The organism is Flexivirga meconopsidis (genome assembly GCF_026162425.1).
GTDB lineage: Bacteria > Actinomycetota > Actinomycetes > Actinomycetales > Dermatophilaceae > Flexivirga > Flexivirga meconopsidis.
On the sequence record NZ_JAOBQJ010000001.1, the window covers coordinates 418,533 to 435,695 of the forward strand.

Annotated in this window: 15 protein-coding genes; 8 read left to right on the forward strand and 7 right to left on the reverse strand. The window is 66.7% G+C overall.

What is annotated here, in order from left to right; genetic code table 11:
- Positions 1 to 22 precede the first annotated feature (22 nt).
- The 3 genes from galK to N2M23_RS02070 all read right to left on the reverse strand — a co-directional run bounded on the left by galK (position 23) and on the right by N2M23_RS02070 (position 3,190).
- The gene (galK, locus tag N2M23_RS02060) at positions 23 to 1,216 is read right to left on the reverse strand and encodes a galactokinase (protein WP_265442917.1); all 1,194 of its coding nucleotides are present in this window, start codon (positions 1,214 to 1,216) and stop codon (positions 23 to 25) included.
- Entirely contained in the window at positions 1,206 to 2,288 is a 1,083-nt protein-coding gene (gene galT, locus N2M23_RS02065) for a galactose-1-phosphate uridylyltransferase (RefSeq protein ID WP_265442918.1), read from the reverse strand. The genes galK and galT overlap by 11 nt, the downstream gene beginning before the upstream one ends.
- A 137-nt stretch (positions 2,289 to 2,425) precedes the next feature.
- Positions 2,426 to 3,190 carry a DUF4282 domain-containing protein gene (locus N2M23_RS02070; protein ID WP_265442920.1) on the reverse strand — a complete coding sequence of 255 codons (765 nt, stop codon included), beginning with the start codon at positions 3,188 to 3,190 and terminating at the stop codon, positions 2,426 to 2,428.
- Positions 3,191 to 3,444: 254 nt separating this feature from the next.
- Here N2M23_RS02070 and N2M23_RS02075 point away from each other — a divergent pair, with 254 nt between their 5' ends.
- The 3 genes from N2M23_RS02075 to N2M23_RS02085 all read left to right on the forward strand — a co-directional run bounded on the left by N2M23_RS02075 (position 3,445) and on the right by N2M23_RS02085 (position 6,475).
- Positions 3,445 to 3,756, forward strand: a complete 312-nt coding sequence (locus N2M23_RS02075; protein ID WP_265442921.1) for a helix-turn-helix domain-containing protein — start codon at positions 3,445 to 3,447, stop codon at positions 3,754 to 3,756.
- Positions 3,753 to 4,073: a tautomerase family protein gene (locus N2M23_RS02080; RefSeq protein ID WP_265442923.1), complete on the forward strand. Its 321-nt coding sequence runs from the start codon at positions 3,753 to 3,755 to the stop codon at positions 4,071 to 4,073. Before N2M23_RS02075 ends, N2M23_RS02080 begins: the two co-directional genes overlap by 4 nt.
- A gap of 62 nt (positions 4,074 to 4,135) precedes the next feature.
- Complete coding sequence (locus tag N2M23_RS02085) at positions 4,136 to 6,475, forward strand: MMPL family transporter (RefSeq protein ID WP_265442925.1); 2,340 nt, start codon at positions 4,136 to 4,138, stop codon at positions 6,473 to 6,475.
- Positions 6,476 to 6,607: 132 nt separating this feature from the next.
- Here the strand turns inward: N2M23_RS02085 and N2M23_RS02090 are convergent, their stop codons facing one another.
- From N2M23_RS02090 to N2M23_RS20880, 4 genes are all read right to left on the reverse strand, one after another.
- Positions 6,608 to 7,426: a hypothetical protein gene (locus N2M23_RS02090; RefSeq protein WP_265442926.1), complete on the reverse strand. Its 819-nt coding sequence runs from the start codon at positions 7,424 to 7,426 to the stop codon at positions 6,608 to 6,610.
- 65 nt (positions 7,427 to 7,491) lie between these two features.
- Positions 7,492 to 8,793 carry a M1 family metallopeptidase gene (locus N2M23_RS02095; RefSeq protein ID WP_265442927.1) on the reverse strand — a complete coding sequence of 434 codons (1,302 nt, stop codon included), beginning with the start codon at positions 8,791 to 8,793 and terminating at the stop codon, positions 7,492 to 7,494.
- On the reverse strand, positions 8,790 to 12,668 hold the full coding sequence (locus N2M23_RS02100) for a Pls/PosA family non-ribosomal peptide synthetase (protein ID WP_265442928.1): 3,879 nt from the start codon (positions 12,666 to 12,668) through the stop codon (positions 8,790 to 8,792). Before N2M23_RS02100 ends, N2M23_RS02095 begins: the two co-directional genes overlap by 4 nt.
- A 203-nt stretch (positions 12,669 to 12,871) precedes the next feature.
- Positions 12,872 to 13,744 carry a helix-turn-helix domain-containing protein gene (locus N2M23_RS20880; protein ID WP_265442929.1) on the reverse strand — a complete coding sequence of 291 codons (873 nt, stop codon included), beginning with the start codon at positions 13,742 to 13,744 and terminating at the stop codon, positions 12,872 to 12,874.
- Positions 13,745 to 13,990: 246 nt separating this feature from the next.
- Here N2M23_RS20880 and N2M23_RS20565 point away from each other — a divergent pair, with 246 nt between their 5' ends.
- The 5 genes from N2M23_RS20565 (at position 13,991) to N2M23_RS21100 (ending at position 17,149) form a co-directional block, all read left to right on the forward strand.
- Positions 13,991 to 14,284 (forward strand): HFCD family protein, encoded by a 294-nt coding sequence (locus N2M23_RS20565; protein ID WP_279671351.1) that lies wholly within the window; start codon positions 13,991 to 13,993, stop codon positions 14,282 to 14,284.
- The gene (locus N2M23_RS20570; protein WP_279671352.1) at positions 14,281 to 14,628 is read left to right on the forward strand and encodes a UbiX family flavin prenyltransferase; all 348 of its coding nucleotides are present in this window, start codon (positions 14,281 to 14,283) and stop codon (positions 14,626 to 14,628) included. Before N2M23_RS20565 ends, N2M23_RS20570 begins: the two co-directional genes overlap by 4 nt.
- Positions 14,603 to 16,045: a non-oxidative hydroxyarylic acid decarboxylases subunit C gene (locus tag N2M23_RS02115; RefSeq protein WP_265442930.1), complete on the forward strand. Its 1,443-nt coding sequence runs from the start codon at positions 14,603 to 14,605 to the stop codon at positions 16,043 to 16,045. The genes N2M23_RS20570 and N2M23_RS02115 overlap by 26 nt, the downstream gene beginning before the upstream one ends.
- A 24-nt stretch (positions 16,046 to 16,069) precedes the next feature.
- Entirely contained in the window at positions 16,070 to 16,315 is a 246-nt protein-coding gene (locus N2M23_RS21095) for a non-oxidative hydroxyarylic acid decarboxylases subunit D (protein WP_265442932.1), read from the forward strand.
- A gap of 465 nt (positions 16,316 to 16,780) precedes the next feature.
- Positions 16,781 to 17,149 (forward strand): DUF2599 domain-containing protein, encoded by a 369-nt coding sequence (locus tag N2M23_RS21100; protein WP_425270185.1) that lies wholly within the window; start codon positions 16,781 to 16,783, stop codon positions 17,147 to 17,149.
- Positions 17,150 to 17,163: the final 14 nt, after the last annotated feature.

A 17,163-nucleotide genomic window follows, 5' to 3' on the forward strand; every position in this document is an offset into this window, starting at 1 on the left:
CGCCCACCCCGCGGGGGATCGCTCAGCGCAGGCGGGCCGCGCCGGCGCTCGGCACTGCCTCGAACGCGGTCGGAGTCGGGAAGCCACCGCGCGCGGCCGCGTCCACGCAGGCCTGCGCCACGGACTCGGCGGCGGTGTCCTCGACCAGCGCGATCACGCAACCGCCGAACCCGCCGCCGGTCATCCGGGCGCCGTGTGCACCGGCCTTCACCGCAGCCGCCTGGATCGAGTCGACCGACGGCACGGTGATCTCGAAGTCGTCCCGCATCGACGCATGCGAGTCGTTGAGCAATCGGCCGATGCGGCGGGGGTCATCGCCGGCGGCGAGCATCGCGGCGACCTGTTCGACACGAGCGGAGTCGGTGATGACGTGACGGGCCCGGCGGCGCAGCAGGTCGGGGAGCTTGTCGAGTGTGGTGGCGAGGCTCTCCAGTGGCACATCGCGCAACTCGGAAACGCCGAGGCGCAGCGCTGCTTCCTGGGTGGACTGCCGGCGCTCGGCATATTCGCCACCGGCATGTGAGTGCTCGGTGTGCGAGTCGATCACCAGCAAGGAGAGGCCGAATTTGCCCAGATCGAAGGGTATTTGGTCGATAGTCACCGCTCGGGTGTCGATCTGCATCGCGTGGGCGGCCCGCCCGCACACCGACGCGAGCTGGTCCATCAAGCCGGTCGGCGCACCGGCGATGTGGTTTTCCGCATCGCGCCCGAGATCGGCCACGGTCTCGTCGTCGATGCCCCACCCGAGCAGATCCGACCAGGCCCGTGCGGTCACGCAAGAGAGCGCCGCCGACGACGAAAGCCCAGCGCCCAGAGGGACATTCGAGTCCAGCGCAATGTCGATCCCGGTCACCGGCAGCCCTCGCTGGCGGGCAGCCCACCCGACGCCCACGACGTATGACGCCCAACCGAACTCGCCACCCGGCGCGACCCGCGAGAGCTCGACCTCCACCGGTGCGCCGCCGTCGATTGACGCGGACGCCACGCGGACCACACCGTCGTCGCGGGGCTGCACAGCCGCAATCGTGTGCTGTGCCAACGCGATCGGCAGCACGAAGCCGCCGTTGTAATCGGTGTGCTCGCCGATGATGTTCACCCGCCCCGGCGCGGCCCAGACCCCGGCGGGAGCCCCGTCATACAGCTGCGCGAAGCGCGCGACCAGCCCGTCGATGTCGATCTCGGCAGGGGTGCGGACCGCGCTCATGTCACCCTTCACGACCCACCTCCCGCAGCCGGTCGGCCAGCGCCTCCGGCAGCCCGTCGTTGACGAAAGCGCCCTGCCCGGACTCGGATCCGGCGAGGAACTTCACCTTGCCCTCGGCACGACGGACCGAGTAGAGCTCCAGGTGCAGCCACGCGTCGTCACGGTGCGCGCGCACCGGCGCCTGCTGCCAGGCGGCGATGTAGGGCGTCGGCTCGGAGTAGAGCCGGTCGAAGCGCCGCAGCACATCGAGATAGATCGGCACGAACCCATCGCGTGCCGCGTCGTCCAGAGCGGGGAGGTCGGGCGCCTGTCGGCGCGGGTAGAAGTGCACCTCGATCGGCCAGCGAGCGGCATAGGGCACGAACGCCACCCATTCGTCGTTGCTGGCGACCACCCTTGCGCCGTCAGCGATTTCGCGCTCGATGATGTCCCCGAAGAGCGACCGCCCGGTCTGCGCGCGGTAGGCCTCGGCTTGCGTGAGCTCCTGCAACGCGCGCGGTGGCACGAACGGATAGGCGTAAATCTGCCCGTGCGGGTGCTGCAGGGTGACGCCGATCTCCTTGCCACGGTTTTCGAACGGGAAGACGTGCTCGATGCCGGGCATCGCCGACAGTGCGGTCGTCCGGTCGGCCCAGGTGTCGACCACCAGCCGCGCCTGCTGCGGCGACAGTGCCGCGAACATCGAGTTGTGGTCGCTGGTGAAGCAGACGACCTCGCACCGACCATGGCCCGGCCGCGTCTGCTCCAGGCCGGTCTCGATCGTCTCGGTCGCCTCCGCCTTCAAACTGTATGACGGGAAACGGTTTTCGAAGGCCACGACCTGATATTCGGTGGACGGCACCTCGGACAGGTGGTCGCGCGATGGGCACAGCGGACACTCGTTCGCCGGCGGCATATAGGTGCGGCTCTGGCGGTGCGATGCGATCGCGATCCACTCGCCGGTCAGCGGGTCCCGCCGCAGCTGGGAGTTGGTGACCGCGTGCGGGAGGTCCCGCTTGTCGGGTGACGCGGTCCGGCCGGTGCCGTCGGCGTCATACCAGATGATCTCGCGGCCGTCGGCGAGCCGACCTGTCGTGCGCTCCATGTGGGTCTCCACGGATCAACGTTCGAAAATGTTCGGATATGTTGTATCACACGCGGCGCGAGACGCGCCCGGCGGATGCGAAACGGCCGGCCCCGAAACGCTCGGGACCGGCCGCCTACTGCTTGTGCGGGACGCTGTCAGCTCCTGCTGCGCTGCGCGATGCGCGCGATGTTGATCGCCACCTCGAGCAGCAGTCGCACGATCGCGACCACGATGATCAGCCAGACGAGATCGGCCAGCGTGTGCATGACTGCCGAGCCGGTGCTCATGTTCTTGATCGACTGGCCAGCGAAGTCCTGGCTGCCGAAGTTGTAGAACAGGTTGCTGAGGAACTTCAGCACCGCCCAGATGATCACGCCGAGGAAGGTGAGTCCGGCGATCTTCTCGGTGAGCGACTTCTTGAACTGCAGGTCCGAGAACAGCGCACCGATGCCGTCGCCGGCACCGGCCGCGATCTGACCGGCATCACCCATGAACTGCTGCCCGACCTGCTGCGCCTGCTGGCCGAAACCACTCTGACCGCCCTGGCCGGCGTGCGTCTGCTGGCCTTGGCCCTGGCCGTAACCCGGCGCGCTGGGCTGCCCGCCCTGGGTGGGCCGGCCGTAACCGGACTGGCCGCCCTGGCTGGGCGGCTGCTGACCCTGACCCGAAGCGCCCTGACCCGAAGCGCCCTGACCCGGCGTGCCCTGCGCGGCCTGCTGGCCGTAACCCTGCCCGAGGCTCTGCCCCTGCGGCGCGGCATACCCACCCTGTCCGGGCTGCTGGCCATAGGGCGGCTGGCTGCCCTGAGCCGGCCGGTTCACCCCTGGCTGTCCCTGCTGCGCGGACTGCTGGCCGCTGCGCTGAGTCTCGTCCTGGCCGTGCTTGTCGTCGTTCCACGATCCACCTGTGGGCGTTGACATGTGTCCCTCCTTGATCTGGGCGGCATGCTCGCGCGCCGCCTCGATGGTGCTCCAGGTCTGCGTCCTATCCAACCTGGACGCGCCGACGGCGTCCATTCGGCGGCCAACCGGCCCCGGTCAGTCGGCCAGCCCGTGTCGGTAGGCGTACCGCTTGCGCCCGGCAGCGGTCGCGGGCGGTCCCGCTGGCGAAATGAGGCCAAGGTCACAGGTGCCTAAATTTGCACTTTGACCTAGCGAAGTGCAACATAAAGCCCATGCGATTCCCCTCCTCGGTCGACCCCGACCCGCGACGCCTCGTCGCGGGTCGGTTGTCCGACAAGCGGATGCGGACCGCATATCGCATTACCCGGGCGGCGCAGCGGCTCGCGGTCGAAAAGGGTTACGACGAGTTCACGCTCGACGAGTTGGCGCAGCGCGCCGAGGTGTCGCGGCGGACGCTGTTCAACTACTTCGACGGCAAGCTCGAAGCCACCATCGGCGCAGGCCCGTGGGTGGATCAGGACGACATCGACAGGTATCTCGACGGCGGACCCACGGGGGAGTCGGTCGACGATCTGGCGGCTTGATCCTGGCCACCTTGCGGGCCTCGGCCGGCGATGAGTTCACCCGCGAGGACCTGCGCATCTCCCGGCTGTGTTTCGAGCGCAACCCGAAGTTGCTGATCGCCACGATCGACACCTTTCAGGGTTTCATCGCGGCGCTGCAGGGCCTGATCGAACAGCGCGAAGGCATCCGCCCGGACGACCCGCGCTCGCACCTGCTCCTCGGGCTGCTGGCGAGCATCTTCGAGGTCTCGATCCACCACTTCAGCGAGGGCGACGAGCGTGATCTCACCGACATCTTCCTCGACAACCTGAAGATCGCACGACAACTGCTGGCCTAGCCCAATTATCAGTCAGCACAAGCAGTTTCACACCGGTTCGTCATACCTATTAAGGAACCCTCATGGCTTCTCTTCTCTACCGACTGGGGTACACCGCCTATCGGCGTTGGCCGCTCTTCCTCGTCGGCTGGCTGATCGTGTTGGTCGGCTTCGGCTCGCTCGCGATCGGCGTCAGCAAGCCGATGGTCGACACGTTCTCGATCCCGGGCATCCCGTCGCTCAAGGCGCAGGACATGCAGCAGAAGCTGTTCCCGGGCACCGGTGACGCCCAGGACGAGGCGAGCGCGACCGTGGTCGTCCAGGCTCCCGAAGGGCACAAGCTGACCGAGGCGAAATACTCCGGTGCGGTCAACCAGTTGATCGCGCGACTCGACAAGTTGCCGCAGATGCCGACCGACGCCAAGGACAAGCCGGTCAACCCGGTCATCGCGGCGCAGGGCCAGCAGCAGCAGATCATGAAGGCGGCGGGTCCGACCGCGGCCGAGCAGGCTGCCGCGAAGCAGAACGCCCAGGCGCTCTCGCCGCTGTCCGCCGACGGCCGCACCGGCACGATCAACTGGAAGTTCGACGTCAAGACCGTTGCCGATGTGGAGAAGTCCACCCAGGACGACGTGCTCAAGGCACTGGACGGTGCACGCGATGCCGGCCTGAAGGCGGAGGTCAACGGCTCCGGCATGCAGGCGGTCGAACCGCCGGGTGGCACCAGCGAAATGCTCGGCATCATCGTCGCCGCGTTCGTGCTTTTCATCACCTTCGGCTCGCTCGTCGCCGCCGGTATGCCGATCGTCACCGCACTCATCGGCGTCGGCATGGGTGAGCTGGCGATCCAGTTCGCGACCGGCTTCACCACGATCGGCACCACGACGCCCATCCTCGCCACGATGATCGGGCTGGCGGTCGGCATCGACTACACCTTGTTCATCCTCGCCCGCTACCGCACCGAGTTGCAGGAGACCGACGACCGTGCCCACGCGGCGGGCCTTGCCGTCGGAAAGGCAGGAAGCGCAGTCGTTTTCGCTGGACTGACCGTCCTTATCGCACTGTGCGCGCTCTCCGTGGTCGGCATTCCGTTCCTGACCTCGATGGGTCTGGCCGCGGCCGGCAGCGTCGCGTTCGCGGTGGTTGTCGCATTGACCCTGCTGCCCGCGGTGCTGGGCATGCTGAAGACCAAGGCGTTCGGCGGGCAGCTTCGCAAGCGGCAGGACAAGGTCGCCGCGGACGGCCGCACCACCAACAACGGCGTGCGCTGGGCGCAGCTGGTCGGCAAGAAGCCGGCGATCATCGTGGCGCTCGTCGTCGTGCTGCTCGGCGCCTTCGCCGGGCCGATCAAGGACATGCAGCTCGCCCTGCCGAGCGACTCCACCGCCGCGACCTCCACCACGCAGCGCAAGGCCGCCGACATGATCACCGAGGCGTTCGGCGCCGGGCGGCAGGCTCCGCTGCTGATCGTGGCCGACGCCTCCGACATACCTGACACCAAGCAGCGCCCGGCCGCGTTCGGTTCGGTGCTGCAGTGGGCCGGTGGCCAGAAGGACGTCGCGAACGCGCAAATCGTCGGGATGAACAAGGACCAGACCGGCGCGCAGATCCTGGTCACGCCCAAGGCCGGAGCCGACGACAAGTCGACCGTCGACCTGCTGAACAACCTGCGCGACGGGCAGTCCTCGATCGAGAAGCGGACCAACACCACCGTCGGCGTGACCGGTCAGACCGCGATCCAGACCGACGTGTCACAGCGGTTGACCGACGCGCTCCCGCCATACCTGGCAGTCGTGATCGGGCTGGCGTTCATCCTGCTGATGATCGTCTTCCGCTCGGTGCTGGTGCCGCTCACCGCGACTCTGGGCTTCCTGCTCTCGGTGCTGGCCACGCTCGGCGCGACGGTGGCGGTCTTCCAGAACGGCCTGTTCGGGCTGGTCGAGGGGCAGCCGATCGTCAGCTTCATGCCGGTGATCCTGATTGGCATCGTCTTCGGGCTCGCCATGGATTACCAGGTCTTCCTGGTCACCCGGATGCGTGAGGCCTACGTCCACGGCGCCGACGCGCGGGAGTCGATCGTGGACGGTTTCCGGCACGGGGCACGGGTGGTCGCGGCGGCCGCCACGATCATGATCTCGGTGTTCGCCGCGTTCATGTTGCAGGACAACGCGCTGATCCAGTCGATGGGCTTCGCACTTGCCGCAGCGGTCTTCTTCGACGCCTTCATCGTGCGTATGACGCTGATCCCCGCGGTGATGTACCTGCTCGGTGACAAGGCGTGGTGGCTGCCGAAGTGGCTGGACAAGATCCTGCCGAAGGTCGACGTCGAGGGCGAGGGCCTGACCGCCGGTCGCGACCGGGACGCCGCCGAGGGTGGCGACGGCGGCGGAGACAAGGACGACCCGGTGCTCGCCGGTGTCTGAGCCACTGATCGCGTGCTGCCCCGCTGACTGAGCGGCACGGACAGCAGCGAGCGGCCCGCGAAATCACGCCGATTTCGCGGGCCGCTCGATGCGTTGGTGGACCGCTCGATCGGCGGTCGCGGGCGCGGGTTGTCAGGTGGTGCGGCCGTCCTCGGTGCTGGTGTCTGTGCTGCCACCGCCCCCGCCGCTGCCGGGCAGCCTTATCGGGTTGGGCGGCGCGGTGATGCGGGACTGGGCATTCCAGCCGTCGATGGTTGCGGTGCCGTCGCCCTCGTCGGTGGGCCCGGCCGCCTCCAGCAGGTTGTGCGAGCTGTCGGCACTGACCTTGAGGGTGTCGCCCTCGCCGGAGTCGACCAGCCACACGGGGGTGCCGGATTTGCTGGCGCGACTGGTGGTGGCCTGCTCCAGGTCGCTGTCGCTGATGGTCTGCGGCCCGATGAGTTCGTCGATGAAGCTGCGCAGAGTCAGCTTGCTCATCCGCTGCGCCGTCTGCGGGGGCGTCACCACCCATTTGTCCGCGATCTGGGTGGCCGTCGCCGGACCGACGCCGGCGGCCATGCGCCAGAAGGTGCTGTCCCCCTTCATGTAGCGCTTGTCGTCGACCGTGCGAATGGTTGCGGTGCCCTCGTCGGGATAGGTGACGGTCAGCTCCTGGTTGGTGCCGTCCATCGTGCCCTTCAGATCTATCGTCTCGTCGCCGGCCTCCACTGCGATGACCGCGTGCAGATGCGCCGACTTGGCCGCCGCCGACGACGTGCGGGCTTGCTCCACCACGGTTTTCGCCGTGGGCACCGTGCTTTGGCCGGTTGCGCTCGCGCTGCTCGGCGCGGCGCTGCCGGGTGCTGCACTACCGGACGTCACACTGACGGCCGGCGTGCTCCCGCAGCCAGCCAGAGACCCGGCGAGCAGCAGGCTTCCGGCGGCAAACGTGAGGCGTATGACGGGGCGCATGCGATCAGCCTAATCGCGTGTCCGGCGCGGGACGTGCGGTCAGCGAAGCCCTGTGGACCGGCGGCTCAGACAAGCGCCGGCAGCGGCGTCTCGTAGACCCAGGCGTCGACGATCGCAGCGACCTGCGGGTGGCCGAGTTCGTCTGCGAGCGCGACGAACTCGCCGGTGGTGACATTCCCGCCACGGTGCCGGTCGATCCAGGTGCGCAGCAGCGCGAAGAACGACTCATCCCCGATCGCGCGGCGAATCGCGTGCAGGGTGAGGGCCCCGCGCTTGTAGACCCAGTCGTCGAAGACCTGCGCGATGCCCGGGTCGCCGAGCGCACGGCTGAACCGATGGTGTCGCAGCCGCGACCAGTGCTCACGGGCGCGCGCGTCCGCGCTCGGGCCACCGCTCTCCTCCGACCACAGCCACTCGCTGTAGCAGGCGAAGCCCTCGTGCAGCCAGATGTCGTGCAACCGGCGCAGCGTGACGGCATTGCCGAACCACTGATGAGCCAGCTCGTGGGCGATCAACCGCTGGGCGTCCCACGACCGGTTGAGCAGGTTGCTGCCGAAGATCGACAGTCCGCCGGCCTCGAGCGGGATCTCCAGCGCGTCGTCGGTGACAACGACGCGATAACTGTCGAAGGGGTAGGGGCCGAAGCAACGGCTGAAGAACTCGAGCATCGCGGGCTGGTCGGCGAACGCGGCCTGGAACGCGGCTCGTCGCGCGGGCGGCACCGCAGCGGTCAACGGGACCGACCCAGGCAGGGCGATCTCGTCATACCGGCCGATCTGGACGGTCGCCAGGTAGGTCGCCATCGGATTGCGTTGTTCGTAGGTCCAGGTCGTCCGGCCGGCCCGCCGGCGTAGGTCGGTGCGCTCGCCGCCGGCGACGACCAGGTAGTCGTTCGCGACCGTGATCGCGAGCCGGTAGGTCGACTTGGCGTCGGGTCGGTCGTTGCACGGGAACCAGCTGGGCGCACCGCCGGGCTGCGAGGCGACGATCACGCCGTCGGTGAGTTCTTCCCACCCGGCATCCCCGATCTTGTCCGGGACGGTGCGCGGCACACCGCGGTAGGTCACTGTGAGCGTGGTCGTCTCACCTGGCGAAACTTCTTCTGTCAGACGGATGTTCAGTCGGCCACCGCGGTGGGTATGACGCCCGGCCTTCGGCCCGGTGACCTTGACGACGTTGAGCGCGTGCAGGTCGAGGGTCAGCTGCCGGACCGGCTCGAGCGCCTCGATGGTGAGCACGGCACGGCCCTTGAGGGAGTTGCTCTCGAGGGCGTAGTCGAGGTCGAGGTCGTAGTGCCGGACGGTGTATGACGGGTCGCCGTGCCCGGGCAGGTAAGGGTCGGCGGTGACGCCGGTCGCGACGCTCACCGCGCACCCACTTCGCTGGCCTCGTCCTCGACCCACGGGCCGATCGGGTTGCCGATCCAACGCGTCTTGTCGGGCACGAATTCTCCTCTCATTACAAGCGATACCGGTCCGACGGTGGCGTGCCGGCCGATGGTGGCGGCCGGCAGGATGACCCCGTGTGGGCCGATGGTGGCACCGCGCAACAGTCGCACAGTGTCCATCGAAAGCACGCGATCGTGGAAGAGGTGTGTCTGCACCACGCAGCCACGCCCGACCGTGGCGCCGTCCTGCAACTCGATCAGATCAGCCTCGGGCAGCCAGTAGGTTTCGCACCAGACGCCCTTGCCGATGCGGGCGCCCATCGACCGTAGCCACCAGACCAGCACCGGGCTGCCGAGAGCCGGACGCGCCAGCCACGGGGCGGCGAGCATCTCCACGAAGGTGTCGGCGAGTTCGTTGCGCCATACGAAGGAGCTCCACAGCGGATGCTCGCCGTCGCCGATCCTGCCTATCAACAACCATTTCGCGATGGTCGCGGCTGCTCCGGCGAGGGCGCCGCCCACCAGCAGCACGGGCCCGGTGAGCAGCAGGATCGCCCACCAGCCCCAGGCGTTGCCGATCGCGATGAGCACCACCGCCACCGCACCGGCGAGGGCGAATCCGGCCAGCCAGGGGATGAGTCGGCACACCTCGACCAGGCCACGCGCGACCTTGAGCTTGCGCGGTGGCTGGTAGGTGCGGCTGGTGTCGCTCTTGCTTGACTGCCGCCGCAGCTTGACCGGCGGACTGCCGAGCCAGGAGGTGCCCGACTTCGCCTTGTCGGTGCGGCCGGGAGCGGCTGAAAGCACAGCCACCAGACCACGTTTCGGCACTTTGCGTCCAGGCGCGGTCATGCCGGAGTTGCCGACGAAGGCGCGCTTGCCGACCTTGGATCGTTCGACGCGCAACCAGCCACCACCGAGTTCGTAGGGGCCGACGAGGGTGTCGTCGGCGAGGAACGCGCCGTCGCCGACGTTGACCAGTGCCGGGATCATCAGCACGGTCGAGGCCTCGACGTCCTTGCCGATCTTGGCACCAAGGCTGCGCAGCCAGGCGGGCGTGAGCGCGCTTGAGTAGAGCGGGAACAGCCACCCGCGGGCCTCGTCCAGTGCGCGGAGCGTGCCCCACGCCTGCAGAGCGGGTCGGCTGTGCACGGGGTGGTGACCCGGCGTCAGGCCGATCGCCAGCAACCGCACCAGGATCCAGATCAGCAGGGCGAGCACGAGGATGCCGGTCAGGCCGCCCAGGACCACCATCGGCAAGGCCATCGCGAGCAGGCTGCGGTCGCCGAGTATGGCGAGCGCGACGGCCACCGCGGCAGCGGTGGCGATCACCGGCAGCAGCGTGATCGAGACGGCGGCTGCGCCATACAGGAAGGAGAACGCGGGCTTGTGTGGCGGCCGGGTGTCGGACCAGGGGCCGCGTGCCTTGCGGACCCGGGCTGCGGGTGCGCCGCTCCACGACTCATCGTCGGGGACACTCCCGAAAACCGCTGATCCCGGGGCGATTTCGCTACGCCGTCCAACCACCGCGCCAGGCGTGAGCATCGAACGAGTGCCGACGCGAGCACCGCCGCGCACCACGATCGGTCCGACGAGGAGCCGGTCGCCGTCGAGCCAGTGGCCGGCGAGATCGACCTCAGGCTCGATGGAGGCCGCGCGCCCGACCCGCAGCATGCCGGTGACTGGGGGGATCGTGTGCAGGTCGGCGTCGCGTCCCACCCGCGCCCCGAGCAGGCGGGCGTAAAGGCGCATCCACGGAGCGGCACTGAGACGGGTGGCACCGACCTCGTCGACGATGCGTTCGGCGAGCCACAGCCGCAGGTGCACCTTGCCGCCGCGCGGGTAGTTGCCCGGCTTGAGGCCTGCGAGCACGACACGCACCAGGGTGCTGCCGAGCACGATCCGCCCGGGCGGGGTGAGGAAGACCAGCCAGAGCAGCACGAGCACCCACCATGGCGCGACCGGCAGATCACGAGAGGTCAGTGGGTCGGCGAGTCGCACGCCGATGAGCAGCCAGGTGGCCCAACGCAGTCCGGCCAGCCAGCGAGTCCCGATCAAGCCGGCGTGTTGGGCGAATTGCGTCTTCAGTGGTGTGGGCGGGACGTCGCGCTCGCGCAGATTGGCCGGGCTCGACATCGAATCCAGTTGTCTGGCAAGGCCTTCGACGGTCGGGTGCTCGTAGACGTCGGCGACGGTCACCTCGGGTTGAGTCTCGCGCAGCCGGGAGATCAGCTGCGCCGCCGTGAGACTGCCACCGCCCAGGTCGAAGAAGTTGTCCTTGCCGGAAGTGACGACCGCGCCCAGCAGGTCGAGCCAGATGTCGGCGACCTGTTTCGCGGTGCCGGTGAGCTCGTCGGGCGCGTCGTCGCCGCCGGCACGCAGCGTCGCGATCGGCCAGGGCAGCGCGTCGCGGTCGATCTTGCCGGAGGTGCGGGTGGGCAGGTTGTCGACGGCAGCCAGCCGCGGCACCATCGTGGCGGGTAGTTCGTCGCGTAGTTGTTGAAGAGCGGGCTCGAGCGCGAATCCCGGCTCGGTGAGCAGATATCCGACCAGGATCTTGTTGCCGGCGCCGGTGGCTCGGATCGCGGCGGCGCCGCCGGAGACTGCGGGCAGTGCGCTGAGCGCGGCGTCGATCTCGCCCAGCTCGATCCGCCGTCCGCCGAGCTTGATCTGTTCGTCGGCACGCCCGGCGAAGATCAGCCCCGCCTCGTCCTTGACGACGACGTCGCCCGATCGGTAGGCACGGCCCCAGCCGAGCGTCGGCATCGGCGCGTACTTCTCGGCGTCCTTCTCCGGGTCGAGGTAGCGCGCGAGGCCGACGCCGCCGATGATGAGTTCGCCCGAGGCTCCCTCGGCGACCGGGTTGCCCTCCTTGTCGACGACCTCCAGGTCCCACCCGTCCAGCGGCAGGCCGATCCGCACGGGGTCGGTGCCGTCTAGTCGGGCCGCGCACGCGACGACCGTTGCCTCGGTTGGGCCGTAGGTGTTCCAGACCTCACGGGTGTCGGTCGCGTAGCGCACTCCGACCTCCGGCGGGCACGCCTCACCGCCGAGGATGAGCAGCCGCACCTTCGCGAGCGCATCGGTCGGCCACATGCCCAGCAAGGTCGGCACCGTGGAGACGACCGTGATGTCGTTGGCGACCAGCCACGGCCCGAGGTCCATCCCGCTCTTGACCAGCGACCGGGGTGCGGGGACCAGACATGCGCCATAGCGCCAGGCGAGCCACATCTCCTCGCAGCTGGCGTCGAACGCAACCGACAGGCCGGCCATCACCCGGTCGTCCGGGCCGATCGGGTCGTCCTGGAGGAAGAGCCGGGACTCGGCGTCGACGAAGGCGGCCGCGTTGCGGTGAGTCACTGCGACGCCCTTGGGCTTGCCGGTGGACCCGCTGGTGAAGATCACCCACGCGTCGTCGGTGATCGTCGGGGGAGTCGGCTCTGCTCCGTCGGCATCGGCGGTGGTCGCCGGGTTGCCTTCTGGTTGCTTGATATCCAGGTCGCCGGTGATCACGGCGGAGACGTGCGCCTCGCCGAAGACCGTGCGGGCGCGCTCGTCCGGGTCATCGGCGTCGACCGGCACGTATGCCGCGCCGGCGAGCAGCGTGCCGAGGATCGCGACGTAGAGATCGGTGGTGCCCGAGTTGATCCTGACGCCCACCTTGTGCCCCGGCCCGATGCCGAGACCGGCGAGCTCGGCGGCGACCTCCATCGCCTGCTCGTGCAGCTCGGAGTAGGTCAGCACCGTCTGTCCGCTGTCGATCGCGGCCGCATCGGGACACTCGTCGACGGTCTCGGTGAAGATGTCCACCAACGTGCGTGCGGCTGGGGCGTCCGGCCCCCGGAGCAGGGTCACGACGGGTTGTTCCTTCCCCGAAATGGCGTCTTGCCGCCATTCTTCCGCATCGGTAACCGGGGCGGGACGCCGACGTCACGTGTCGGACAACGCACCGATGCGGTTGGTCGGCAGCCTGAGGTTCGGGTAGCTGGGGCGAGGCGTTGGTCAGCCTAGGACGCATTGTGGGCCGACCAGGGCCGCGGTTGTCGAATGCCGCGGCATCACCAAATTCCCTGGTGTCGACGACGAAATTCTGCAGGGCTGCCGCCGGACACCCGTGAGAAATACTTGCCGAAATTGGTCGCCTCGGTAAACCCGAGCTGCCTGGCAATGGTTGCGACCGGTAGGTGCGTATAGATGAGCAGGCGCTTTGCTTCCAACACGACGCGAGCCTCAATTAGTTCTTTCGCTGTGTGGCCACTTGCCGCGATGCATGCCCGATTGAGCGTTCTCGGCGAGTAACCGATCCGATGGGCATATTCGTTCGTCGTGTGGATATGTGTGAAGCATTCTTCGAGCTCGGTGCGAAATCGGTGATACGTGGGGGACGCGAGCACTACCGTGGAGCTTCGCGTCTCCGAAGCCAATCGGGTGATGCGCAACAGCATCGTTGCCAAGAGCAATCGAAGCAACTGTGTGGCCACGCCGGACTGGTCGGTGACGCTCCGGTCGTATTCCGTGGCCAACTCTACGAATGAGCGCTCGAAATTCTCTCGATCGCTACCGCCCAACTGCCACAGTTGGGCACTGAACGTGTCGTCAATAAGATTAGGGACGCGGAGTGCTAATCGGGTAGGGCTCGACCCGGTAAAGCAGATCTGAATAGCATCCTGCCGTTCGGTCTTTCCGCTTCTGATTGGAGGGAATTGTTGAATCTGCCCCGGCCGGGTGTAGAGCAGGCTTCCTGGGCTGCAGGAATATTCGTCAAAGTCCACTAAAATTGTTTGCGTCCCCGATCGCACGAACAAAAGGCGGTGCGTATTCATGCGACGAGGGTGCGGATTTGCCGAGTTTTCGATCAGCCGTGTAACCGTGATCGCCTGAGCGTCGGCGAGGACTCGACCATCCTGGCGTCCCGAGTCGGGCCTGTCCACTTTTGACCATCCTTTTGCTCGAAACTACCTGGTCGCCGCGCGGGCGACTGGTGAATATGGAGACCGAGCGCGAATTGCTCATCACTGAAGATTCCAGTCAGAGGCAAGATTGCTCGGATGTCCCGGGTGGCTTCCCTCGGTTGAGGGCGTGCGATATCCGGGTTGCTCTGTCCGTTGAAGAGGATGCTACCGCATGATCATCGACGTCCTGAGACTCATTAAGCGTCGATATGAAAGGAAGAGGCAATGCGGCTGATCGTTGGTATGACTGGCGCAACGGGTGCACCGTTTGGGGTAGCGCTCCTTGAGGCCCTGGCCGATATCAACCGGCAATGTCGCCTCGCCGGCCGCGAGCAGGCGGTCGAGACCTATCTCATCATGACTCGATGGGCCCGGACGACGGTTCAGTTGGAAACCTCTCTGACCGCGGCTGAAGTGGCGTCGATGGCCGACCACTGCTTTGGTCCGGAGGATCAGACCGCGCTCGTTTCCTCGGGGTCGTTCAAACGGAGGGGATGGTCATCATCCCCTGCAGCATGAAGAGCCTGGCCGGCATTCGCAGCGGTTACGCGGATGGCCTACTTGGTCGCGCTGCGGATGTGGTCCTCAAGGAAGGGCGCAGGCTGGTGCTGGTTCCTCGCGAGTCGCCCCTGAACGAGATCCATCTGGAGAACATGCTTGCTCTGGCCAGGATGGGCGTTCGCATCGTGCCGCCCATGCCTGCGTTCTACAACCACCCAGAGACGGTCCAAGACATCGTCGACCACACCGTAAGCCGGGTGCTCGATCAGTTTGGCTTGCCCGCGCCGCACGCCCGTCGTTGGGCGGGCCTGAAAGACACAAGAAAGCTGGAGGTAAATGCTCGTGAAAAGCAAGGTATTTGATGATCTGCGTGGCTTTTTGTCCGAGCTGGACAGGCAGGGCCAACTGCTGCGCATTTCCGAAGAAGTAACCGCTGAACCCGATATTGCCGCAGCGGCCAACGCCGCCGCGCGTCTCGGCGATACCGCGCCAGCACTCATGTTCGACAATGTTGCCGGGTTCATCAAAGCCCAGATTGCGGTCGGAGTCCACGGGTCGTGGCGCAATCACGCACTAGCCCTTGGCCTGCCCATGGAGACCAGCATGAGGGATCAGGTCGCAGAGTTCATTCGCAGGTGGGAGACGTTTCCGGTTGCACCGGAGCGGCGAGACGACCCCCCGTGGGCGGAGAATAGTGCAGAAGGAGATGAAATCGACCTCTTCTCGTTGTTGCCACTCTTTCGTCTCAACGACGGTGATGGTGGATTCTATCTCGACAAGGCTCCAGTGATATCCCGAGACCCGGAGGATCCTGACAACTTCGGTAAACAGAATGTCGGCATATATCGAATGCAGGTCAAGGGAGCACGCAGACTTGGGCTGCAGCCGGTCCCGATGCACGACATCGCCTTGCAGCTCACCAAAGCGGAAGAACGCGGCGAAGATTTGCCGATCGCCATCGCGGTAGGAAACGACCCCGTGATCACAATGATGGCTGGTACACCGCTCGAATACGACCAGTCAGAATATGAGATGGCTGGTGCATTGCGACAGTCGCCGTATCCGATTAGCAGTGCCCCGCTCACTGGTTTTGATGTTCCGTGGGGGGCCGAGGTTGTATTGGAAGGGGTCATCGAAGGGAGAACACGTGAACTTGAAGGGCCCTTCGGCGAGTTCACGGGCCACTATTCGGGGGGCCGGAAAATGCCGGTGGTGCGCATTGACCGAGTCTCCTACCGGACGGACCCCATATTCGAGACGCTCTATCTCGGAATGCCGTGGACGGAAATCGATTTTCTCATCGGCCCCGCCACCTGTGTGCCGCTTTATCAGCAACTCAAGGCCGAGTATCCCGAGGTGCAGGCCGTGAACGCGATGTACACGCACGGGCTCCTCGCGATCATATCCACCAAGAAGCGCTACGGTGGCTTTGCCAAGGCGGTAGGAGTCCGGGCGATGACGACCCCGCACGGACTCGGCTATGTCAAAATGGCAATTGTTGTCGACGAGGACATCGACCCGTTCAATCTGCCGCAGGTCATGTGGGCTCTGTCGACCAAGGTCAACCCCGATGGCGACCTGGTGCAACTTCCCAAGATGTCGGTAATGAACCTGGATCCGTCCGCAGTGCCGCCGGGCATCAGCGACAAGCTGGTTATAGACGCGACGACTCCGGTGGCCCCCGACGTTCGTGGTCATTACGGACAGGCGGCCCATGACCTACCTGAGACGGCACAGTGGGTTACCCGACTCAACGCCATGCTGGCGGATCGCATTTAACTGATCAACCTAGAGGAGTAGATCATGAATACAGATAATCAACCCTGCCCGCGCTGCCCGGACGGCACCGCCACTGTCGCGACCGTTTCGCCGAGCGGCAATATTTGGACGGTCTACATGTGCCGCGTGTGTCACTTCAGCTGGCGTTCGACCGAGCCCAAGCGACGCACTGAATCCGCGCTCTACCCGGAGGCATTCCGCCTCACCGCCGCCGATATGGCGGCAGCTCCGGATGTACCTGCAGTGCCGCCGCTCCGGCGGAATCCGTGAGTCCGCATCGCACGACCATGTGGGAGACGGTCGCCGCCGAGGACGCACTGGATCGACTGCTCAGCTGGATATCCGGATCGGCCGTACCGTCATTGTTGGCACGCGATCCTGACTGTGTTGTCCAGCTTTACCGCTCCGCGGACGAGCGGGTTGTCATCATCGCGACGGGAAGCGTCAGCGCTCCAGTGATACCCGCGCCACCGGTCGCGCTGACGCAACGAGCAGCACATCAGTGGAACTTCGAGCCCCTACCGGTGTGAGCCGCGAGTGATGCAGCGGCCGGCGTGCCGCACGGCGTCGACCTCAGTTGGCCGGGGCTGCCACCCGTCGGTCGCGCCCGACAATGGACCCATGCGCGCGTTCAGGTCAGGGTCGGCGGTGGTCCTCATGGTCGTCATGTCCGGGTGTGGTTCACCAGGATCGGGGCCGTACAGCGAAGGCTCGACAGTTGCTTCGCAGGCGAGAATGCCGGCCGGTGGGGCGGCTGCGGCCCGCTCGTCAGACGCGTCGGACGTGACGAGCGCGCCCCCGCCATACATTGCGAAGGTGGTGTGGGTCGAGCTGCGCAGCGGGCGGAGCCTGCAGGTCTACCCGACCGCAAGCGGGCGACGCGCGACCGATCCCGGTGCCGAGAGCGACGCCTGGGCGGAAGTGGTCCGCCGAGCGCCGGATGCCGAAAGCCCAGGAATGCGAGCGCAATTCGACTGCCACTGGCAGCTGGCTAGGCTTGCGGATCCGACCAAGGCGAGTTGGAACCTCGAGCCTTGGCGGCCGGTAGTGTCGGGCAAGGTGCTCTACGACACGAGGTGTAATCCGGGCGGTCCCGAAGTGTGACCGCCCGGATCGCG